The 22,648-nt window shown below is 44.5% G+C and carries 21 protein-coding genes, 2 tRNA genes and 1 rRNA gene; 2 read left to right on the top strand and 22 right to left on the bottom strand.

Annotated elements, in window-relative coordinates; all coding sequences use genetic code 11:
* The 14 genes from K2225_RS19875 to spoIIE all read right to left on the bottom strand — a co-directional run.
* Positions 1 to 73, bottom strand: a 16S ribosomal RNA gene (locus tag K2225_RS19875); the annotation flags it as partial.
* Between the two features lie 377 nt (positions 74 to 450).
* A complete protein-coding gene (lysS, locus tag K2225_RS19870) occupies positions 451 to 1,941 on the bottom strand; it encodes a lysine--tRNA ligase (RefSeq protein ID WP_220586293.1) in 1,491 nt (496 codons plus the stop codon).
* Between the two features lie 217 nt (positions 1,942 to 2,158).
* Entirely contained in the window at positions 2,159 to 2,659 is a 501-nt protein-coding gene (gene folK / locus K2225_RS19865) for a 2-amino-4-hydroxy-6-hydroxymethyldihydropteridine diphosphokinase (RefSeq protein ID WP_220586292.1), read from the bottom strand.
* Complete coding sequence (folB, locus tag K2225_RS19860; protein ID WP_220586291.1) at positions 2,656 to 3,021, bottom strand: dihydroneopterin aldolase; 366 nt, start codon at positions 3,019 to 3,021, stop codon at positions 2,656 to 2,658. The genes folK and folB overlap by 4 nt, the downstream gene beginning before the upstream one ends.
* Positions 3,014 to 3,787: a dihydropteroate synthase gene (folP, locus tag K2225_RS19855; protein WP_370632790.1), complete on the bottom strand. Its 774-nt coding sequence runs from the start codon at positions 3,785 to 3,787 to the stop codon at positions 3,014 to 3,016. The genes folB and folP overlap by 8 nt, the downstream gene beginning before the upstream one ends.
* A gap of 183 nt (positions 3,788 to 3,970) precedes the next feature.
* Entirely contained in the window at positions 3,971 to 4,897 is a 927-nt protein-coding gene (gene cysK, locus K2225_RS19850) for a cysteine synthase A (protein WP_174787839.1), read from the bottom strand.
* A 151-nt stretch (positions 4,898 to 5,048) separates the two neighbouring features.
* Positions 5,049 to 5,939 carry an Hsp33 family molecular chaperone HslO gene (gene hslO / locus K2225_RS19845; protein WP_220586290.1) on the bottom strand — a complete coding sequence of 297 codons (891 nt, stop codon included), beginning with the start codon at positions 5,937 to 5,939 and terminating at the stop codon, positions 5,049 to 5,051.
* Positions 5,940 to 5,944: 5 nt separating this feature from the next.
* The gene (locus K2225_RS19840) at positions 5,945 to 6,736 is read right to left on the bottom strand and encodes a type III pantothenate kinase (RefSeq protein ID WP_220586289.1); all 792 of its coding nucleotides are present in this window, start codon (positions 6,734 to 6,736) and stop codon (positions 5,945 to 5,947) included.
* A gap of 130 nt (positions 6,737 to 6,866) precedes the next feature.
* Complete coding sequence (ftsH, locus tag K2225_RS19835; protein WP_220586288.1) at positions 6,867 to 8,891, bottom strand: ATP-dependent zinc metalloprotease FtsH; 2,025 nt, start codon at positions 8,889 to 8,891, stop codon at positions 6,867 to 6,869.
* Between the two features lie 117 nt (positions 8,892 to 9,008).
* The gene (hpt, locus tag K2225_RS19830; protein ID WP_115824762.1) at positions 9,009 to 9,548 is read right to left on the bottom strand and encodes a hypoxanthine phosphoribosyltransferase; all 540 of its coding nucleotides are present in this window, start codon (positions 9,546 to 9,548) and stop codon (positions 9,009 to 9,011) included.
* An 11-nt stretch (positions 9,549 to 9,559) separates the two neighbouring features.
* Positions 9,560 to 10,954: a tRNA lysidine(34) synthetase TilS gene (gene tilS / locus K2225_RS19825; protein WP_220586287.1), complete on the bottom strand. Its 1,395-nt coding sequence runs from the start codon at positions 10,952 to 10,954 to the stop codon at positions 9,560 to 9,562.
* Positions 10,955 to 11,111: 157 nt separating this feature from the next.
* On the bottom strand, positions 11,112 to 12,032 hold the full coding sequence (locus K2225_RS19820; protein ID WP_220586286.1) for a protein kinase domain-containing protein: 921 nt from the start codon (positions 12,030 to 12,032) through the stop codon (positions 11,112 to 11,114).
* Positions 12,013 to 12,750: a vWA domain-containing protein gene (locus K2225_RS19815; RefSeq protein WP_220586285.1), complete on the bottom strand. Its 738-nt coding sequence runs from the start codon at positions 12,748 to 12,750 to the stop codon at positions 12,013 to 12,015. Before K2225_RS19815 ends, K2225_RS19820 begins: the two co-directional genes overlap by 20 nt.
* A gap of 64 nt (positions 12,751 to 12,814) precedes the next feature.
* The gene (gene spoIIE / locus K2225_RS19810) at positions 12,815 to 15,262 is read right to left on the bottom strand and encodes a stage II sporulation protein E (protein WP_220586284.1); all 2,448 of its coding nucleotides are present in this window, start codon (positions 15,260 to 15,262) and stop codon (positions 12,815 to 12,817) included.
* 277 nt (positions 15,263 to 15,539) lie between these two features.
* On the opposite strand from spoIIE, the gene K2225_RS19805 reads away from it, so the two are divergent.
* Together K2225_RS19805 and K2225_RS19800 are read left to right on the top strand one after the other, a co-directional pair.
* Positions 15,540 to 15,616 (top strand) — tRNA-Met (locus tag K2225_RS19805).
* A gap of 21 nt (positions 15,617 to 15,637) precedes the next feature.
* Positions 15,638 to 15,709: transfer RNA gene (locus K2225_RS19800), tRNA-Glu, on the top strand.
* Between the two features lie 738 nt (positions 15,710 to 16,447).
* Here the strand turns inward: K2225_RS19800 and K2225_RS19795 are convergent.
* The 8 genes from K2225_RS19795 to spoVT form a co-directional block, all read right to left on the bottom strand.
* Positions 16,448 to 16,834: a S1 domain-containing RNA-binding protein gene (locus K2225_RS19795; RefSeq protein ID WP_220586283.1), complete on the bottom strand. Its 387-nt coding sequence runs from the start codon at positions 16,832 to 16,834 to the stop codon at positions 16,448 to 16,450.
* A 78-nt stretch (positions 16,835 to 16,912) separates the two neighbouring features.
* Complete coding sequence (locus tag K2225_RS19790) at positions 16,913 to 17,296, bottom strand: FtsB family cell division protein (RefSeq protein ID WP_089654587.1); 384 nt, start codon at positions 17,294 to 17,296, stop codon at positions 16,913 to 16,915.
* 15 nt (positions 17,297 to 17,311) lie between these two features.
* Complete coding sequence (yabQ, locus tag K2225_RS19785) at positions 17,312 to 17,899, bottom strand: spore cortex biosynthesis protein YabQ (RefSeq protein ID WP_220586282.1); 588 nt, start codon at positions 17,897 to 17,899, stop codon at positions 17,312 to 17,314.
* Entirely contained in the window at positions 17,896 to 18,201 is a 306-nt protein-coding gene (gene yabP, locus K2225_RS19780) for a sporulation protein YabP (RefSeq protein WP_220586281.1), read from the bottom strand. Before yabP ends, yabQ begins: the two co-directional genes overlap by 4 nt.
* A gap of 347 nt (positions 18,202 to 18,548) precedes the next feature.
* Positions 18,549 to 18,812, bottom strand: a complete 264-nt coding sequence (locus K2225_RS19775; RefSeq protein WP_146818725.1) for an RNA-binding S4 domain-containing protein — start codon at positions 18,810 to 18,812, stop codon at positions 18,549 to 18,551.
* Positions 18,813 to 18,815: 3 nt separating this feature from the next.
* Positions 18,816 to 20,282 (bottom strand): bifunctional methyltransferase/pyrophosphohydrolase YabN, encoded by a 1,467-nt coding sequence (yabN, locus tag K2225_RS19770; protein WP_220586280.1) that lies wholly within the window; start codon positions 20,280 to 20,282, stop codon positions 18,816 to 18,818.
* Positions 20,279 to 21,865, bottom strand: a complete 1,587-nt coding sequence (locus tag K2225_RS19765) for a putative polysaccharide biosynthesis protein (RefSeq protein ID WP_220586279.1) — start codon at positions 21,863 to 21,865, stop codon at positions 20,279 to 20,281. The genes yabN and K2225_RS19765 overlap by 4 nt, the downstream gene beginning before the upstream one ends.
* A gap of 93 nt (positions 21,866 to 21,958) precedes the next feature.
* Positions 21,959 to 22,495 carry a stage V sporulation protein T gene (gene spoVT, locus K2225_RS19760; RefSeq protein WP_220586278.1) on the bottom strand — a complete coding sequence of 179 codons (537 nt, stop codon included), beginning with the start codon at positions 22,493 to 22,495 and terminating at the stop codon, positions 21,959 to 21,961.
* Positions 22,496 to 22,648: the final 153 nt, after the last annotated feature.

Here is a 22,648-nt window from a genome sequence, read left to right as displayed (position 1 = left end):
TCCCGCGCTCGACTTGCATGTATTAGGCACGCCGCCAGCGTTCGTCCTGAGCCAGGATCAAACTCTCCATAAAAGTTAAGTTTGACTTGCTCATTTGCACACCGAATGTGCTTTGTTTCAAATTTCTTCTATAAAGAAGAAATGTTTTGACGTACTGGTTGGTTCGTTCAGTTTTCAAAGATCAAATGTTTTGTTCGCCGCTTCAAAACAGCGACTTAATCAATATATCATGTGTAGTTGTTTTCGTCAACAACTTTTTATGATTTATTTTGTTAAGCCGTTTGCGGCTTGCCGCTCTCTTAACGCGACAAGTAATAATATATCATGGGATCCAAAACCACGCAATAGGTTTTTCGTAAAAAGATAATTCAGATTATTACTCTTCATATAATAAGTGATCCAACGGGTAAAAAACAACCCCACCAGATGCATCTGGTGGGATTGGAAAGCTTATGATTCACGATTTCTCATTTGCGGGAACAGCAGAACGTCACGAATGGAAGGAGAGTCTGTCAGCAGCATAACTAGACGATCGATTCCAATTCCTAAACCACCCGTTGGAGGCATGCCATATTCAAGGGCTTCCAGGAAGTCTTCATCCATCATATGTGCTTCATCATTTCCTTCTTCTCTTTCTTTCAGCTGAGCTTCAAAACGTTCTCTTTGATCGATCGGATCATTTAACTCAGAGAATGCATTGGCATGCTCACGGCCAACGATGAACAATTCAAATCGATCCGTAAATCTTCCATCCTCAGGATTCTTCTTCGCAAGAGGAGAGATTTCGGTCGGGTGCCCATATATAAATGTAGGCTGAATTAACTTTTCTTCTACGCGCTGTTCAAAGAATTCATTTACAATATGACCAAATGTCATCGTATCTTTAATATCTATACCATGTTCTTTAGCAAGATCTTTCGCTTGATCATCAGACATTTGCTCCCAGAAGTCTACACCGGTGTGTTCTTTGATCGCATCTACCATATGAAGTCGAGCCCACTCCGGCTCTAGATCTATTTCTTGTTCATTGTAAGTGACTTTTGTTGTACCAAGAACCTCTTTAGCGATATGAGCAACCATGTTTTCCGTCAGGTTCATGATGTCGTGGTAATCAGCATAGGCTTCATACAGCTCAATCATCGTAAACTCAGGGTTATGGCGAGTGGAGATTCCTTCATTACGGAATACACGTCCGATTTCATATACTTTTTCCAACCCACCGACAATCAAACGCTTCAAGTGCAGTTCGATAGCGATACGCATATACAACTGCATGTCCAACGCATTGTGGTGTGTAATGAAAGGACGGGCGGAAGCTCCACCTGCGATTCCGTGCATCAATGGTGTTTCTACCTCTAAGAAACCTAAACCATCTAGATAGCGGCGCATAGACTGAATGATCTTACTGCGCAGAACAAATGTGTCTCTACTATCAGGGTTTGTAATGAGGTCTAAGTAACGCTGTCGATATCGTTGTTCAACATCCTGCAAACCATGGAATTTCTCAGGAAGTGGACGTAGAGACTTCGTAAGCAATTGGTAGTCTGCTGCTTTCACGGAAAGTTCCCCTACGTTTGTCTTAAACATCACACCGGAAACTCCTACGATATCTCCTAAATCAGCAGATTTAAAAAGGTTGTCGTATGCTTCTTCACCAATTTCATCTTTACGAACATATAGTTGAATTTGTCCAGTCAGGTCCTGAATATGTGCAAAACCTGCTTTTCCTTTTCCACGCTTCGTCATGATTCGTCCAGCGATGGTTGTTGGGAACTGCTTTTCCTCCAGTTCCTCTTTCGTATATTGATCGTACTTCTCTATTAAGTCTTGGGCGTAATCCGTGCGGTCGAATTTGTCACCGAATGGGTCGATGCCCTGCTCGCGGTGAGTATTCATCTTATCGCGACGCACCCGCATATGTTCATTGAGTTCTTCTGTCATTGCTATCACTCCATTCCCTGATCTTTTTTGGGTACTTACCGTTACAATAACAAAAACTGCCAGCATGGGACTGGCAGCATCTAACTATCGTTTAGTATAAAAAAGTACTATGGGCGTGTCAATGTTGAAAGGGTATGGATTCTTGCATTTACACCTCTAGTTCAACTTCCATTGAATACAAATCCGGTGTGCATCGTATCCTTGGGCTTACACTCTATTACTGAATTCTCCCCCACTTGCTCATGCTTCTCACTTCTTCTGAAGGAAGCAACCCAAGAACTTCTCCCGCTGTTTGTTGTAAATGAGGGAGATAAGCTTGAGCATCCACATCTGCTAAAGGAACCATTACAAATGCCCGTTCGTGCATATGGGGATGAGGAATGGTTAATTGTTCTGTTTCCATAAGTTCCTGATTATAAAGCAAGATGTCGAGGTCGATCGTACGCGGTCCCCATTTTATCACGCGCTTTCTCCCTAACTCCTCTTCAATGCCCTGGCAGTACTCCAACAACAAGGAAGGGGATAACTCCGTGTCCACCTGAATGGCCATATTTAAAAAGTCGTTTTGTTCTGTGTAACCAACAGGGGCCGTTTCATAAACCGCCGATTTTTTTAGGACGGTTATATCTTCATGCTCCTCAAGCAGAGAAATAGCGTCTTTGAGAAATGATTCCCGCGGTGAAATATTCGAACCTAAAGCAATATAAGCGATATTCATTTTTCTGGTCTCCGATAGATTTCAATAGCCACGGATTTATAATGCCCCGGAATCGGAGGATCGGGCTTATATACTTTTACGAGGCACCCTTCCAATAGCGGAAATTCCGTGAATAGTTCACTTGCTACCTTTTCCGCTACCGTCTCGACGAGTTTGTGGTGTTTCCCTTCCACTGTCTTCTTCGTCACCTCGTAAATCGCACCGTAATCAATTGATTTGGTCATATCATCAGATTCAGCTGCCGGCTTCAAGTCCAGCTCAAGCTCAAGATCTACATAGAACCGTTGCCCAAGTTTATTCTCTTCCGGAAAAAGACCGTGGTAACCCCAGAACTCCATTTGATTTACATAAATTTTATCCAATTCCTTCACCCTTCCCGAGCATAGCATCCATCATTTTTGTCATTCGCACAATAGGCTTCACATCATGTACCCTCACAATATCCACGCCTTGGGCCACTCCATAACAGACGGTTGCACCTGTCCCTTCCATCCGTTCATCTTTCGGAAGATCCAGGGCTGTACCAATAAATGATTTCCTGGAGGTTCCTAACAAAACCGGGTAGCCGAGTTCCTTTAATGCTGTTAAGTTTCGCATAACCTCCAAGTTTTGGGCTTGGGTTTTTGCAAAACCAATCCCTGGGTCGAGGATGATATTTTCATCTTTGACACCCGCATCTCTGGCTATCTTAATGCTTTTTCGAAGGTCTCTTTTCATGTCCTCCAATAAAGACTCGTAATTTCTGTCTGACCGGTTATGAGTAAGGATAATCGGTACATCATAACGAGCAGCCACTTCAGCAATGGCAGGTTCTTTAATCGCCCCCCAGACATCATTGATGATTGAAGCGCCTGCCACTATAGCCTCTTCCGCAACATCTGCTTTATAAGTATCAATGGAAACAGGAAGGTGAATCGCCTTTTTGACGGCCTGGATGGCAGGGATAACTCGTGCCAGTTCCTCCTCAGCCGTGACAGGTTGATGACCGGGCCGAGTGGATTCACCACCGATATCTATGATATGCGCGCCTTCTTGCTCCATCATCTTTGCTTGTTTTACAGCGTGATCGAGATTGTAATAAAGCCCTCCATCAGAAAAAGAATCCGGCGTAATATTAAGAATCCCCATCACGAGAGTTTCATTTGTTAGATCGAACGTTTTTTTGAAGTTCTTAATTTGATGTTCATTTGTTTCCCTCGTTTCCATCATTCTCTTCCCCTATCTTACATCATTTCAAAATTTCTATCACACGTGCACGGTTGGAAACATAAATAAAAAAACTGCACCCCCTTGGGGTGCAGTTGTCTAACCTTATTCTTCATCAAACTGATAAAGCGGAGTAGATAGATAACGCTCACCATTACTAGGAATGATCGCTACAACCTTCTTCCCTTTACCAAGTTTTTTAGCGACCTGCTTCGCCACATGGATAGCGGATCCGGAAGAGATTCCTCCAAGGATTCCATCTTTTCTAGCAGCTTCCCTTGCCGCTTCGAATGAATCTTCTTTCGTCACTTTAATGACTTCATCATAGATTTCCGTATTCAGGATGCCGGGTACAAAGCCTGCTCCAATTCCTTGGATTTTATGTGGACCAGGATCACCACCGGACAAAACTGGAGATTCTTCTGGTTCAATCGCATAAATCTTGATATCGGGATATTTTTCCTTCAATACTTTACCCGCACCAGTAATAGTTCCACCTGTTCCGATACCAGCAACGAATGCGTCTAATTGATCACCCATCTGCTCAACAATTTCCGGTCCTGTTGTTTTTTCGTGAATGAGTGGGTTTGCTTCATTGTTGAACTGTTGAGGCATAAAGTAACCCTTCTGGTCTTGGAGTTCAGCTGCCTTTTTAATGGCGCCTTTCATCCCTTCACTTCCTGGGGTGAGCACAAGTTCTGCTCCGTAGGCACGAAGAAGGTTACGGCGTTCTTGACTCATCGTATCCGGCATTACAAGTATGGCTTTGTAACCTTTGGCTGCTGCGATCATAGCCAAACCAATCCCTGTATTCCCGCTTGTCGGTTCTACAATGGTATCTCCTTCTTTTAGGCTGCCATCTTTTTCAGCTTCTTCAATCATGGAAAGAGCAATACGGTCTTTAACGGAACTGCCCGGATTCATGTATTCCAGTTTAAGATAGATATCTGCACTGTCTTCTTCCGCGCTTCCATTCAGCTTGACCAATGGAGTTTGCCCGACTAATTCGCTTACGTTATTTACGATTCTCAATAAACTCACTCCCAAAACCAAGTATTTTAATAGGATTTAAACCTAATGTACTGAATAAGAACGAAATTGTCAAACATTTCAATCATCCTGACATTAAAGGAAAAGGCGAAACCACAGTTTCGCCTTTTATTATATCATGAACGGTTTTAGATTATGATGTGGAATCCGTGTCTTGAGATTGCAGTTCCTTTAGGTCTTCTACGTCGAACTGATAATCTTCGTTACAGAAGTGGCACTTCGCTTCTGCTCCCTGATCCTCGTTAATCATTCGCTCAATTTCTTCATTTCCAAGACTGGCAATGGCCATTTCCACACGTTCTCGTGAGCAGTGGCACTGGAACTTCACGGGCATCGTGTCCAGTACGCGTACATTTTCTTCCCCTAGAACCGTGTGCAGTATTTCTTCTGGGGTTTTTCCTTCACGAACAAGAGAAGAGATCGCAGGCATTTCTGAGAGTCTCTTTTCAATTTGACTTGTCGTCTCTTCATCAGCCCCCGGCATCATTTGAACAATGAAACCGCCAGCAGCAAGAATCGAGTAGTCCGTATCGACAAGCACGCCAGCTCCCACAGCTGAAGGCACTTGCTCAGAATTTGCAAAGTAATAGGTGAAATCTTCACTGATCTCACCAGAAACGAGAGGAACTTGACCTGTAAAGTGATCTTTCATACCCAAGTCCTTCACGATACTCAATGTCCCTGACGTTCCAACCGCCCGGGCTACATCCAATTTCCCTTGGGCATTCGATTCGAAATCAACATGAGGGTGTTTGATATATCCACGAACTTCCCCTTTAGAGTTTGCATCTGCAATAATAGCTCCGGCAGGTCCGTCTCCTTCGACCTTCACTGTGAGCTTATCATTGCCTTTAAGCATTGCTCCCATCATGCCGCTGATGGTTAACGTACGTCCCAGTGCTGCTGATGTGGTTGCCCACGTATCTTGCCTGCGTCTTGCCTCTTCGACTGTTTCTGTTGACTGGATGGCATAAGCTCTGACCTGGCCGTCGAAACCTATGGCACGCACTAAATAATCTGACATGCTATTCATTCTCCTTTAAACGCTTTTTTCTCTTTGTTCCTTTGGTATATCTTATGAAGACCTTTTAACGTCAAGTAAGGATCGACATGATCGATGGTCCTTGATTGACCGGCGATTAAATTAGCAAGACCGCCTGTCGCTATGACCGTCGGTGTCTGATCGGATGTTTCCTTCATACGACGAACGACTTCATCGACCTGACCTACATATCCATAGTAGACGCCGGACTGCATGGCTTCGACTGTGCTCTGACCAATCACATGTTCCGGACTCTTAATTTCGATTTTTGGAAGCTTGGCTGCTTTTGCGTAAAGAGCTTCCATCGATATATTGACCCCTGGGGCAATAGCGCCTCCGAGATATTCTCCTTCAGCATTAATATAACAATAAGTCGTAGCTGTTCCAAAATCTATGATGACTAAAGGAAGAGGGTACTTATCAATAGCACCTACCGCATTAACCACTCGGTCGGCTCCGATCTCATTCGGATTTGGGTATTTCATTGGCAATCCGTGATCCACCATCCCCTCTCCTATGATCATCGGTTGCTTTTTAAAATAATATCGGGACATACGATCAAGTGCAAACATAATCGGTGGAACAACGGACGAAATAATGACGCCGTCCATATCTTCAAAACGCAATCCTTCATGATCGAAGAGTGATTTAATCAACATCCCAAACTCATCTTCTGTTTTATGACGATCGGTTTTAATCCTCCACTGATACTTCAAAGAGTTATTTTCAAATACGCCTAACACAGTATTGGTATTTCCCACATCAAGGACAAAATTCATACATGAAGCCTCCCGTGTCATTTCCTTCGGCTACCATCATATCACAAGAACCTGCCGTTTCGCTCTTTTTAGGACACAGAAAAAGCCACACCTCCCGTTTCAGGGCTGATGTGGCTTTACTCATGAACCTTTAAGAACGACGATCCTCTGAATCAGATGGACCTTCCTCTTTCTTTTCTTCTTTCGTTTCTTCATGAGTCTCTGTTTCTTCCGTCTGTTCATCTTCTTTGGATTGAATAGTCACACGGACATCCTCATTGTTGGAAGACGTGTTGTTCTTGATTTTCGCATTGTGTTCACGTGCGATTGCCTCAAGCTCTTCATCCGTCGGAAGACGACCTTTATCAAATAGAGAACGGATTTGAGTTGCATCCAGTGTTTCGACATCTAATAGTGTCTTCGCGATCAACTCAAGCTTATCTTTATTTTCAGTAAGGATCGTTTTCGCACGGTCGTAACAGTACTGAATGAAGTTCTTCACTTCCTGGTCAATTTCATAAGCGATCTGGTCACTGTAGTTCTGTTCGTTCTGGATGTCACGTCCAAGGAAGACCTGACCACCGGAATTAGAACCAAATTGAAGCGGACCAAGTTTTTCACTCATGCCATATTCTGTGACCATTTTACGTGCGATGTTGGTTGCACGTTGGAAGTCGTTGTGAGCTCCCGTACTTACTTCACCAAAGATGATTTCTTCGGCTACACGACCACCGAGTAATCCAGTGATCTTATCGAACAGTTCTGGTTTCGTCATAAAGTAACGATCTTCCTTAGGAAGCATAACGGCATATCCACCCGCCTGCCCACGTGGAACAATTGTAACTTTATGGACCATGTCCGCATCATCAAGCACCATACCAATGACGGTGTGTCCACTTTCATGGTGGGCAACAATATCGCGTTCTTTCTTAGAAATGACACGACTCTTCTTGGCAGGCCCTGCGATCACACGGTCAATCGCTTCATCTACGTCATCCATATCGACTTTCTTCTTATCTCCACGCGCAGCTACTAGAGCGGCTTCGTTCAATAAGTTCTCCAAGTCGGCACCAGAGAAGCCAGGTGTACGGAGCGCAATCGTCTTCAAGTCAACGTTCTCAGACAGCGGCTTGTTCTTCGCGTGTACCGCAAGTACCGCTTCACGACCTTTGACATCTGGACGATCGACTGTAATTTGACGGTCAAAACGACCTGGACGTAGAAGTGCGGGGTCCAGGATGTCCGGACGGTTGGTCGCAGCGATGATGATAATTCCTTCATTGACACCGAAACCGTCCATTTCAACGAGCAATTGGTTCAACGTTTGTTCACGCTCATCATGGCCTCCGCCAAGACCAGCTCCACGTTGACGACCTACAGCATCAATTTCATCAATGAAGATGATGCCTGGTGCGTTCTTTTTCGCATTTTCAAACAAATCACGGACACGGGATGCACCGACACCGACGAACATTTCAACAAAGTCCGAACCACTGATGGAGAAGAACGGTACTCCCGCTTCACCAGCCACGGCACGTGCAAGCAATGTTTTACCTGTACCTGGAGGTCCTACTAATAAGACACCCTTAGGAATACGGGCACCGACAGCAGAGAATTTACGGGGGTCTTTAAGGAAGTCAACGACCTCTACAAGCTCCTGCTTTTCTTCATCTGCGCCAGCAACATCCTTGAAACGCACTTTCTTCTTCTCTTCTGAATACATCTTCGCCTTACTCTTACCAAAGTTCATGACACGGCTTCCGCCGCCTTGCGCCTGGTTAAGCAAGAAGAAGAACAAAATAAAGATAATGACGAACGGGATGATGGACGTTAGAAAAGTCACCCATGCGCTAGGCTGCTCTTCTTGTTCGACAGTCAGATTACTTTGTTCTTGAGCTGTCTGTGTGATTTGAGCAATCACTTCATCATTAGCCGGAAGCTGCGCGACGAAAGTTTCGCCCTCTTCCGCTCCCTGTTCTTGACCAGTAACACGAATCACCCCATTGACAGGCTGAATCGTCATTTCCTGGATTTCACCATTATTCAATTTATTGTAGAATTCATTGACATTATATTCTGTTTGCGGATCACCTTGACCTCGGAATAGACCGACCACGCCGATAACCACGAGGAAGATAAGTAAGTAAAATATGGTATTACGAAAGATCCGGTTCATTGCCTACCTCCTCCCAAACGAGAAAAACTATAGTAAATACTACCATACCAAAAACAGCCGACACAACTAATTACCCCTGACATGGACACTTTCAAACTTGCCATCGCAGGTTGATCTTCAGCCTCCATAAACCTCAGGCTTCAAGACTCCAACGTACGGAAGGTTACGATACTTTTCTTCATAGTCCAAGCCGTACCCGACAACAAATTCATCAGGCACTTCAAACCCGACTGTATCTGCTTTGATATCCGCACTTCTTCCCGTCGGTTTATCAAGCAGTGTAACGATTTTAATTGACTTGGCCTTACGGTACTTGAACAAGTCGACAAGATAAGCTAGTGTCCGACCACTATCAATAATATCTTCAATAATCAAAATGTCCCGACCTTCCACCTTCGTATCAAGGTCTTTAACAATTTTGACTTCACCTGAAGATTCCATACCTCCGTGATAGCTGGAAACATCCATGAAATCCATTTCCAAATGGGTTTCCATGCGTTTCAGCAAATCAGTCATGAACGGAAGGGCGCCTTTCAGTACCCCGATCGCCAAAGGAAAACGATCTTCATATTCTTTCGAAAGTTCCGCTCCCAACTCTTTACACTTCGCCTGAATTTCCTCTTCGGAAATTAAGACCTTTTCAATTTCGTTATGCATGATTGCTCCTCCTACGTGTCTGCTTTGTTTTTATAATGTAACCGAAGCCATGGACCTGATGAAAGGCTGGTACGTTCCCCGCCTTTTTTCAAACCGACGACCCAAAGAATCTTTCCTGTTTGATCTGTTACGATCGGCCAGGTAGGGCGCAGACGGGCCGGGATTTTTTGGTCGATAAAAATATCTTTTACTTTTTTCGAGCCGTTCATCCCTCTCAATCGAATCCTGTCCCCCTCCTGTCTCGTGCGAACGGAAAGAGGAAGTTTTACGTGATGCGAATCACATAGATACGTAAAAGGATCTTCAGTGCCGTCCCCGCTGAACCAATCCGCCCTAAGTTCCGAACCATCAGGAAGTTGGACTTCCTCCCCCATTTCGAGAATGTAGGAGTACCCATTACCATCGTGTTCTTTCGGAAATGAAAAGGTGATGTCATCGTAGGCACGGATGATTTTTAACCCTTCCGGAAAGTCCAGGGAAGCATTCGGTTTCGCATCATTCATTAGGTTCATGAACATTTCTTCATGCAAGTAAGAAATGTCTTCGTTTTGCTTCACATACAGATAGTTCAATATTAGATGAAAGGCTGTCCTTTGTAAAGCAAGCGGGAATGTTTTGAAAGTTTGTTTTGATAATTGTACGAATTTCTCAACATTTGAAGAAAAATGGACAGTTTCCAATACTTTTTGGGCCTGCTCATTTATGTATGACCTTTCTTCTCTCGCTCTCTCGCTCCACACCTGCATATGCTTATGAAACTGAGGGTTGTTTTCTTTCATAAAAGGCAAGAGGTGCTGCCTGATCGCATTCCGAGTGTACTCGGTCTCCTCATTGGACGGATCCATCCTTACTTCTATCGCTTGATCTTCCAGATAAGAAGCGATTTGATCTTTAGAAGCCGTAAGGAAGGGACGAATGATCTTTCCACAAGCGAAACGCCTTGTGGCAGGCATGCCCTGAACCGCTTCCGGTCGTGCACTACGCATAAGCTGCATCAGAATCGTTTCTGCCTGATCGTCACCGTGATGCCCCATAGCAATTGCATCCGCTTTATAGGCATACATCATCTTTTCAAAGAATGCATACCTTAATTCCCTGGCTGCTTCCTGTGTGCCTTTCCCCGTATCTTTCTTATACGCATGGACATCGACGGAGGTTCCGACAAATTCAACCCCCATAGATTCACACATGTCCTCAACAAAGCGAAGATCTGCTTGAGATTCTTCTCCTCTTAATTGATGATCGACAGAAAGGGCAATTAAACGCAGGGAAAGCTTGTGTTTCATAGCACACAAAAAATGCAAAAGAGCAACTGAATCCGGGCCTCCGGACACAGCCACCAATAGGGTCTGATGCGGCTGGATCATTTGATGTTTGGATATGAAGGTGTGGACAGCATGATCCATCAGGTGTTTTCCCCCTGTCTCTGTCTGTATATCTCTTCCTATCGTATCACTATTCGTAAGCACTTCAAAAGATAAGCATCCATTTCCCCGTTATTTTTGCTTGGGAGAAGTCTTCTCCGCTCCGATCCAGCCAGTCTCCACATCCAAAGGTATCTACTTAAAGAAAGAAGCTTGCAATCGACACCGCAAAAAACAAACCAGATGCCACCGTTAAAGCAGCAAGTTCGACATTCTCAGTTTTTTTATTCTGCACGCGCCTCTGACGGGACGAAGCGGGAGTTTTTTTGCGTTTCATGAGTACACCAGAAAGGGAATCTTTCATTTGTGCCGCGCTTTGTATATCCCCTTTCCAACATTGCTGAATCACCCGTTTATAGGGCTTCAGGATGGGCGACGAAACAAGTCTATGTTCCAGCGTCTTTTGAGGGTGAGTCCCTTTATCGAACCTTTTCGGGTGGCCCATTTCCATCATGATCATTGTGACAGCAAATAAATCATACGTCGGCTCTGCTTTTCGGGAGCCCATGTTCCAATAACCACGATCGTAAAATTCGGTGTATTCTTTAATGGCACGACCTATAGCCGTAACTCCACCCACATCAATCCAGCGGACTTTTGATCCGGATACTAATAAGTTATCCGTCTTTAAATCGCCAAATACATACCCTGCATTATGAAGGTTCTCAAGATCCGAAAGTAATTGGACAGCCAGAATCCCGATCCAGTCCTTCGTCTTTGCCTTCAAAAAATCGGCCACGGAAGCTCCTTCCACGTATTCCATTACATAAAAAGGGTGCGTCCGTCCTGACCGGTCCACCCAATCATCCACATCAACAAAAGAAGGCCCAAGTTTCACCCCTTGGACCTTACTGAATTTTTTGAGCATATTCACTTCCAACATCATTCGTGAACTGTCTTCCCCAAGCTTAAGGGCACACGTCTCCCCTTGATGGGAACGGCATAAAAAAACAGTTCCGCAGGCTCCAGCACCCACTTTTTTGATGATGGTATAAACACGACCGCTCCATTTACCGGTTACTCGACTTCCAGGGGATAAGTCAAAAACCTGTTTCTTCATATGGATCTTCCTCATTTCTCAACCGCTCATCGAGAGGTTTCCCTGCAAACGCATAAAGCGCTTCTTTCAATGCAGGCCCTGTCGGTGTGTATCCTCCACTATTCAACTTAGAGAAGATCCCATGTATTTCACCTAATTCCGGTGTCCATCCTACCATTTTCGTAATGGTTTTTTTCGGATCCGGAAATGCATACACGCTGAATTGGTTTGATCCCGATCTCGCATTCAAGCTGAGGGACAAATCGAAAAGAGCATCCTTCACGGTAGGCAGCTTATGGTGCATACTTGCACTTGTATCCACGAGCACAAGCACCTCCAGATCACAGCTCTCTCCGAGTTCATCCACCACTTCCACCACTTCTCCCCGCTGCTCCGGGGGAAGTTCTTCAATGGTCTGTTTTTTACCGAGGATCTCTTGTAATTCTTTATTAACAACCCCTTGAATCGTTTGGGTCATGGCTTGTCTCGTCACCATTTGCACGGTTTGGGACAAACTTTTCTGATATACAATTTGACTGACGCCTCCACCTGCCTCGGCAATCGATTCTACTTCTTCAAGCCCTTGTGGCCTGCCACTTTGCCGATCGTCAAGAACGCCAATCACATTGACCGTTATTCCCTGATTCCTCGCAAGCGCTGCGACGACGACAGGGTCTTCTCCATGGTTCGAGCATCCATCCGTCAATAAAAGAATCTGCTTTAATCGGCCTGGTTTCATTGTGCATATCCCTCCTGATTCGTTGCTTCCATCATCGCCGAAAAGGAGGAATTCTATACTTTAATCAAGCCTCTTTTTTCACCGAAGGAATCGACTTCCACTCCGGCATATAACGATCAATCCGCGCTACGATGATCGTCATATCATCCACGATCGTCCCAGATTGTGTACGGATCACCTCTTCCAATAAAAGATCAGCCATCGCCTGCGGATCTTCATCTGATATTTCCCTGATCTTCCGCTTGAGCCACATATCCACATTCCCGATTTGCTTGGGACCTTCCAAGATTCCGTCACTCATCATGATCAGGAAATCTCCTGCCTTTAATTGTTCACTCCTCATATCCACATCGACATCCGGAATGATTCCCATTGGCAGGTTCCCGGCCTCGACGGTGAAAATTTTATCTCCTCGTTTTATATAGCTCGGCGTGCTGCCGACCTTAATGAACTTGGACGTCGCCTGGTGCAGGTCAATCACCGCTAAGTCCAACGTTGAAAAAATTTCATCATTTGTCCGTAAAGACAATATGGAGTTGATCGACTGAATGGCTACGGACTCCTGGATGCCCGATTGTAAAATTTGCTTCAATAGCCTCAGCGTTTCCATACTTTCCTCATGGGCACGTTCCCCGTTACCCATTCCATCACTGATCGCTAATGCATATTTCCCCCTTCCAAGCTCCATCATTGTAAAGCTGTCCCCTGATACGAATCCCCCTCCCTTAGCGGCGTGCGCCACTCCTGACTCAATGGAATAATGTTTCGCTGATCCAAATGATAAATAACACCTTCCGTTTGGATATGGAGAAATTTCTTCCATTGTAACGACAATGGTTTCTCCCAGAATATCCGAAAGGACAGGTGCAATGATTTTCGCTCCTTCCCCTCTATAATTATCAATCTCTACAATTAACTCGAGATCCATGTTCCCCGTATCCAAGGAATAGATTTCTAATTTTTGAATGACCATCCCCATTCGTTCAAGTGCATGATAGATCACCTGTTCTTTATGTTCATGGTGCTCTCGCTCTTTCACAATTTCTTTTGCAAAGTTGTTCATGACATCAGAGACGCCCTGGAGCTGCTCAGCTACAAACCTCCGACTTTCATGTACCTGACGCTTCAATTCTTTATTCGCATGGTAAAAAGATAGTTCATGATTCATCGTATCGATCAACTTTTGTGGTTTGACGCAGTGCTGATCGACATTCTTTCGCATGACACGGCTGGGCTCCCCTCGTTCATCCAACTCATGCATAAGGTCCGTCATTAAGTTATGGGTGTCGTCGAATTGATTGACCCAACATTTTTCTTTCTTAAAACATGATTGGCAGGTTTTTTCCGTGACATGACTTAAGAAGTAATCCACTTCCTCTGCTTCCCCGCTATCCTCCTTTGGAGATTCTAAATGAGTGAAACTTTTCGATAAAGCCTGAAAAACGTCCGAAAACTTCCCGACCCTGACAGCCGTGACGTCTCGCACTTTTTGTAAGTATTTTTGTTGTTCCGAATGATGTTCATCCGTTCCCGGTACGTACCTGGACAACTGCTTGACCCATGAATTTGGAGTCAGCATAAATAAAGCCACCGCCCAGGCCGAAGCCCATAATGAAGATGGAAGATCAGCTCCACTACTGACATAGAAACCGATCAGTAAAGTACCAACGATGAGTCCAGCGCTCACCCCGGCTTTTTTTCCTTCTTTTAATAACCCCCCTAATAAGCCTGAAAAAGCGAGCAGGCTCATCTGATAAATGTGATCCATATTGGATAAGCTTAAGACCAGTCCGGTCACTACACCGACCGTTGATCCAATTGCGGCCCCGGCAATATAGGCCATCAATATAACTAAGTAGCGAGCAAAAATATCGACGACGGCAACGCCCTGTACCTGCCAGCCGATCATCCCTGTTAACACAGAGGCCAATAATATAATTAAACAGACAATCTCTTCATTTGTTAACGACGGTTGATATCTTTGTGGTGTTAAAAGCGGAATGCTTTGCATAAAGATGAGTACAAGGATAAAAGCTAGTACTCCTTCTGCCACCATCAAAGTAAGTTCGTAGAGCTGCCAACGATCCAGTAAAGCGAGACTCACTGTTCTCGGAATCAAGCTTGCCATCAACGCGATCATCGGCAGCCATTTCTGGGGGTGACTTGTTTTGCGCAATGCCAGACTTAAGAGCAAAAAAGTCGTCGACGCCCCTACAATAAAACCCGCGTGACCGTAGCTGTATGTAGAAGCCCCTGCGGCCATCATTATTGTGACGGGTATGACAAGCGGACGCTTTAGCCACCAGATCACCGCTAAAAAAGCTACGCCAAAAGGGGCCATGGAAGATAATATGATGGCTCGTCCTAATAATAATGCCAGCACCATGTGGAAGACCCCTTTGTTTGCCATAAAGGAAAACGTACCGAATGAAGCTTTTTGTAACCCTCTCACGATCCCGGACCCTCGAACGGCTGATTGACGACTTTCTCGTTTTGATACAGTTCCTAACATTTTCATCACTCCTTCTTTGTGAAACCTATTAAACCACACCCAGAACAAGCATTTTGTCAAAACAACAGGAGAGCAGAAACAAAAACTTCGATGGTTTTCACAAGAAGAAAGGTCCATTCTACAAAATCTCCCCACCCGCACCCCTCTACTTTCCAAAAATCTTCCTCATTCCCTAGCGAAATAGACAGAGTTATCTGATATTTTTATTTCTTGTTGACAGTTTATTTATCATGGTGTAATATATTTTTTGTGCTTCCGAGAGAGCATTCAACAAAATGGCGGTGTAGCTCAGCTGGCTAGAGCGTACGGTTCATACCCGTGAGGTCGGGGGTTCGATCCCCTCCGCCGCTACCATTATTTTTTGCCATACATATTGGCCCGTTGGTCAAGTGGTTAAGACACCGCCCTTTCACGGCGGTAACACGGGTTCGAATCCCGTACGGGTCATCAGAAACATTCTTGTCCTAAAAAAGTCGCGTCTCTAATACAGAGACGCGACTTTTTTCTTTATTTATACTTATTAAGAATATGGCAGGATGGCGGAAAAGCGGTTTTGAGATGTTTGTTTGCGTTTAGTGGCTCCGGGAAACAGTTCGCTTTCCATGGGGCGGGCGGTGAGCCTCCTCAGGCTATGCCTTCCGGGGTCTCACCTGTCCCACACGTCCCATAGGAGTCTCACCCTTTCCCTCCGCCACTTGGCCGTATAAGCGTCTCAAAACCACTTCTAGAATATGCAGTTATTCAGCTTAATAGGAATCTAAGGTTAAATCTCCCCCGCCCAGTTTCATGAATCTTGAAAGTTTGATACCGAGCATTCTATGCTTCTAGCTTCTAACAGTCAGGTAGTGGAAGACATTCAAGCTTGGTAAAGGGGTTCGTTTCTCACATTCAACTAATGGGGCGGTTGGGAAGCTGAGAGACTCCCGCGGGAATGGATTGGCTGGAGAGGCCCCACAGAGCGGAGCACGAGGAGGCTCTCCGTCATCCCCGCAGGAAAGCGAGCGGCTTCCCAACCACCCCTGACTGCCAACAAGGCAAACGAACCCTGATTATCTCAAAACGGAGTCTTCCACAATCGGGAGCTTTAGCGGAAGAAATGAGTGCATACAAAAAAGCAGATCCGTAATGGATCTGCTTTTTATTTATGAAGACGTGCACCTTTTACTCATTGTCCTAGACAGCAAGCTATCCTCTTTTAGCACCTCGACCTCCACGTTTGGATTCCGTGTGCTTCTTCAGTGATGCTAGACGCTCGTCACTATCCTTCATAAAACGGTTCATTTTCTGTTCGAATGATTCAGCCGGCTTACGAGGTTTCTGTGGGCGACGACCGTAATTCTCTTTTGCTTTCTTAATGGAAAGACCAATCTTCCCATCATCTCCGACATTAATGACCTTCACGTCCACCTGGTCTCCCTGGCTTAAGTGTTCATTAATATCCTTTACGTAGTTATCGGCAACTTCACTAATGTGAACTAGACCCGTCTTACCATCTGGAAGCTCGACGAACGCTCCGAAATTAGTGATTCCCGTTACCTTACCCTGCAGCTTGCTGCCTACTTCAATTGACATAAAAAAAATGCTCCTCCTTAAGTTTTCGATAAAAAAATTATCCTTCTTATATATTATATATAAGCTTTGAAAAGAGTGTCAATATGACGGGTCCTCATTCGGCATTTTAAATATAATTTCTCCTTCTTTTGAAAAGAAATAGTTTGTCCGTGCAATCTGCAGCACATACTCTTCATCCTTAAGAAGTTCAATTTCCTGCTCTAAACCTTTTTCCTCTTTTTTCAAAGCGGTCATCTCTTGCTGCAACTGTTCGTATTTCTCCTGCTTATCTGCATACAAGGACTGTTGTTTCATAGAATAAAACACCATGGAGCCAGCAACGATCGACACTAACAGGGCAAACATAACGAGACGGCGGACTAATCGCTTTTTCTTGCGTTGGTGTCTGTCCATATAGGCATCGTAGTGCTTCATGTATGTAGAATCCAGACGTGCCACAGACTCCGTTTGTCTCTTTGCCATGAAAGTAGGCCTCCTTTACTTCTTGATTCGTTTCACCCAATTGTTCATTGTATTCTTCATTTTATCCAGAAACCCTGCTAAATCCCTTAAGTATTTTTTCATGTTTTTCGGCAAGAGTCGCCAAATGATTCGAAAAATTAGCCGGATCGGATAAAATACGACAAGAAACAATATAATGATACCCTTTAAAAGTATCTTATAAACGCCAAGAAGTAAAGAAATTATAAGGAAAATGATGGATTTCGAGGGGATAAAAATTAAATAATACACGGTCTTCTTCAAGAAGCGGAAAACAGCCATACTGATTCGGATCCACATTTCAAGTGTTTTTAAGTAAAGTTTCTGAAACAATGCACGATATGCGGCAAATCCACAAACAATCGCCACAAAGACATAAACCCGCAATTCTCCATAATTGGCGAGATACAATAAATAAAAGAGAATAGAGGCTTGAATGAGCCAAAAGCTCAGTTGATAAATGATTTCAAGCCATCCCCTCTTCCTTTTTCCGAAAAAGCGCTCAAACGTATCTAATGAAGCACCGACAAACATTCCTCCCCCCATCATGGCAACGATTGTTATGAATTGAGTGGTGAGGGTCATTTGAACAGCTTGCTAAAAAGGCCTTTAGCTTTTTCCCCTTGATGCTCGTCCAAATAGGTCATTTCATACATTTTCCCTTTGATGGCAACGACTCCAGAGTCCAGGTCGAGGTTTTTCATTTGAAGGTTTTGTCCACGTACAACAAGATACCCCATTGATGTCTGGAGGAGGAATTCTTCACTATCAAAACTATCCACCTCTTTAACACCTGAAATTTCTATATTTCTTCTATTCCATACCTTCACATTATGCTCTACCGGTTGCTGACTGCGTATCCCTTGATTCTTTTCATAACCTTCCATCTCATCACAGCCCCCTTCTCTAGTACAAGCTATGAGAAAAAAGAGGAGATTAGAACACGGAATGTGGAGGCGACTTGGGAGACACGACAAGCATAAGACAAGCCGCGGAGTGGAGAGATTTTCCTCCACGTAGTGGCTTGTCTTATGACCTCGAGTGTCTGGGAGCCGGAACTGGACCCTAGAATACGGAAGCGCCTCGGACACCCCGACTAAAAGCTTTCCAGTGCCTGGCACCCTTTTACACACGGGCGGTACCTGGCACCAATGAGAGCTATGCCGGGGTCAGGCATATAAAAAATATATAAAAGCCAGATAAAAACCACTGCCGTGTCTGGCAGTGGTTTTTGTTAGGATTGATTGACGGGCTCTTCTTTTTTAATTTCATAAAGAGTCGTAGCTTCATTTTTCGTAACATTCTCTTTTAATGATTTCACTTCAATGGTTAGTACTTTCTGTCCGAACTGAATGGTCAATTCATCTCCGACCGCTACGTTACTAGCTGCTTTACTTTGGGCACCATTGATGCTGATACGCCCTTGATCGGCTACCTCTTTCGCAAGCGTACGCCTTTTGATTAAACGGGAGATTTTCAAAAATTTATCCAAACGCATATGTCATTCCGCTCCTTTATGTTTTGCTTTCGCTTTTATCCATAATTCCTCTAGTGAATCTAAATCATAATCTGTTAATTTCCGGCCTTCTGTGCGTGCATCCTTTTCCATAGATGAAAGGCGGGTTCTGAATTTGCGGTTCGTCCGCTGCAGCGCATTTTCACTACTAATCTTGTAATGTCTGGCAAGATTAGCGATGGCAAACAGCCAGTCTCCGTATTCTTTTTCCATCTCTTCACGGTCTCCGGAATCGCGGGCTTCCTTGAATTCCCGCCACTCTTCTTCCACCTTTTCAATGACAGGAGCAACGTTATCCCAATCAAATCCTACTTTAGCTGCTTTCTTCTGCAACTCTTCCGCTTGAAGGAGGGCGGGAAAACTCCCGGGGACAGAATCTAGAATGGAATCAGGCTGTTCCCCTTTTTCCTCTGCTTTAATGGCCTCCCAGTTGGTGACCACTTCATCTGAGGAGTCCACTGTCATTTCACCAAACACATGAGGATGCCTGCGGATCATTTTTTCCGTTATGGATACTATTACGTCGTCGATTGTAAAAAATCCTTCATCTTCGCCAATTTGGCTGTGCAGCATGACTTGAAGCAGCACATCACCAAGCTCCTCCACCATATGATCGTCGTCCGTGCGATTAACGGCATCAATGAACTCATAGGCTTCTTCAATCATATATTTCCTTAGTGATTCGTGCGTCTGTTTGCGATCCCAAGGGCACCCTTCCGGACTTCTCAGAATCTTAATGACTTCTCTCAGGCGGAAGAACCGGTGATTGAGCACTTCTTTTTTGACAGGGGGGATATAAACACTGGTTAGATTATTCACTTCCACGCGCCGGTCCAGTTCTTCCAGAGGGATCGTCACAATCTTTTCGTGTTCACTCCCTGCAGCTGTGACTATGGTTACCGGATGATCTGCCGGTAAATCTTCAAGCAAAGTCAATTTAACATCCGATGCGATTAATGAATCGTACACCTGACAGAGGATCAGGTGATTCAAAAATTGGAGCTCTTCCCGTTTCAAATCTGTAGCGTCCGCAAACTGAAATCCCTCAATAGGGTCGATTTCAAGCGCGGTGAAAGTGGCATCAAGGAAACTTTGTCCACCTTTAATGTCGAGGGCTACTTCCCCGTTGTCCCTTGCTTGAATCAGTAATTGCACTGTTCGTTCAGCAAGCATAGGGTGTCCAGGGACAACATAGGTTATATTCTGTCCTTGAGAAAGGGTAAGGAGACGGGAGACGATTTCTGTGTACACATCTCCAAAATGATCATGGGATTCATATACGGAATCAAAACTTTCAAATGTGACGCCTTCTTTTTGCAGTGCCTGGATGACGGGGTGGTCGAGAGTGCGCGCATAGAAGTGGGAGTGATTTTGTGTCAAATCACGGTAGACCCCGAGCGGAAGCTGTTCCAAATCCGCAGCCCCAAGTCCGATAATTGTTATGGTATTCATTGGTCCAATCCTTTCGGCGAAAGTTTCCATACGACCTTACGAAAAGGTATGACATGTAATTCTTCATTCGTGAAGCTGCCTGTTCGCAGAAGAAGTACGGCATAGATCAATGCACCAAATCCTGAAACAGACAACGTGTATAGCAGTAAAGGTAACCGTTCATTTAAATCAAAAAACAGAAAAGCAAGCATTTTAGCCAGCCATAGTCCGAATATCATTCCTACAAGAGAAATTAGAATCCCTTTCCAGGGAAGGCTGGTCCATTTTTCCCAAGGAACTTCATGTCTTAAGGTTACGATATTTCCGATTAAAACAAAAGCGACAGCCATCACTGAGGAGATTGCTGCTCCGTGTAAACTCAAAAAAGGAATGAAGAGCATATTTCCAGCCCACTTGATGATCAGCCCCCCCGCAATCATCATGGCCGTTTGTTTCATATAATCAAGTCCCTGTAATATCGAAGAGAGCGTAATAGAAAGGGAACTGCCAAGGATGACGATCATCAGGATTCTTAATGCACTTGTTCCCTGAGCGTCCTGAAAAAATGACTGATTGATGGCAGGAAATAAGAAAATCAGCCCTGCCGTCGCTCCAACACAAAGAAAGACAGTCATTTTCACGGCACTCACGACGGACTTTTTCACTTGATCAGGATTCTGGGTCATCCTCGATCTGGTGACAGAAGGAATGAGAGCAAGAGCAAGTGAAGAAGCAAGAACCGTCCCTAATTGAATAAGAGGCTGGCCCCTGTCGAATATCCCTTTCCACATACGCGCATCCTCAAGCGATACACCCGCTTTTTGGAGATTCGGAACCATTGTCAATGCATCGACGAGCTGCAAAGACAAAAGCAGCATATAGTTTAGACAAATAAGAATGCCGTGCAGAAAAATTGTTCGTTTATACGATACGTGTTTGTCCCACCTTCGCCATGTCCACATCTCTCTCTTTTTCATCAACCAATAAAAAAGAACGGAAAACGCAGCAGCTGCACCTGCCATTGACCCAAGGGATGCTCCTATCCCTATTGTATAAACGTCCGTCCCCCGCATGACTAAAATAGCGGAACCAATGATGATTCCCACTCTGAAAACTTGTTCGATAATTTGTGAAACAGCTGTCGGCCCCATATCATTATGTCCTTGAAATGCGCCTCGAGCGACTGAAACAAAAGGAACAAGCAGGAAGACAGAAAATGCCGTCTGCAGGGATTTTGTTAATTTTTCATCTCCCATAACAGAAGCAATCCAAGGGGATGATAAAAAACCAGTTACAAAAATGAATCCAGAAGCCATCATCACCCACCAGAAAACAGGTAAATAAAACGATGGAATAGATAGAGGCGAGGAGTCATCGCCGATGTCTGAGACGATTTTTGAAATGGCTGCAGGAAACCCATACAAGGCAAGAATCAGGGCAATGCCGAGAATGGGATACACTTGTTGGTAGACGTAAAAGCCGAGATCTCCAGTTAAATTCTGAAGCGGGACGCGATAGCCCGCACTGATGACCTTACTGATTAATCCGGCTAGTGTTAGTATGAATGCTCCTTGTAAAACAGAGCGTGAACGTAATTTGGTCATATTGGACCCTTTCTCATTTATATGTATTCAGAACATTCATTATATCATAGGAAAAGGTCAGACCCCGTACCCGCTCGGATCTGACCTTACTTGCTACTCCATTTGTTTCGCTAAAAAGCTAGCGGCTGTCTGAACAGCTTTACTGGCCCCGTCTTCTAATGGAGAACCTTCTTTATTGAAGGCAACGACGCAGCCGATGGGGTCCCCTTGTGCAATGATAGGATAAATAAGATATGAGATCACATCTTCTTCCTGACCCCGAGTCAATTCAACCGGCTCCGGATGTTTCTCAGTAGACATGGTTCTAGAATCCATGACTTCTTCGACCTTAGATCCGATCGATCGGTTCATATAATCCTTTTTCGCACTTCCCGCCACCGCTATATACTCATCACGATCGCATATCAACACAGGAGCTTCTAAAGACTCACTGAGCGCTTCTGCGTACTCTTTTGCAAAATCACCCAACTCGCTAATAGGTGAATATTTTTTTAGTATGACTTCACCTTCACGGTCTACAAAAATCTCTAAAGGATCACCTTCACGAATCCTCAGCGTACGGCGGATTTCTTTCGGGATAACAACACGTCCTAAATCATCAATACGGCGTACAATACCAGTTGCTTTCATTCTTTATGCTGCCTCCTTTTCTGTGATGACTGCCTATCTATACCTGTTGAAGCGCAAGCAGAACAAGCGGGTGATTAAGGATAGTATGATTCAGCAATAAAAACCTATACACCCTTTGGATGGATTTTTTCATAAAAAATGTAAACTTAGAAT

Origin of the sequence: Halobacillus sp. Nhm2S1 (genome assembly GCF_019599545.1) — a bacterium.
Lineage (GTDB): Bacteria > Bacillota > Bacilli > Bacillales > Halobacillaceae > Halobacillus.
The sequence above is the reverse complement of the archived record's forward strand: the minus strand, read 5'-3'. Positions and strand labels throughout refer to the sequence as shown.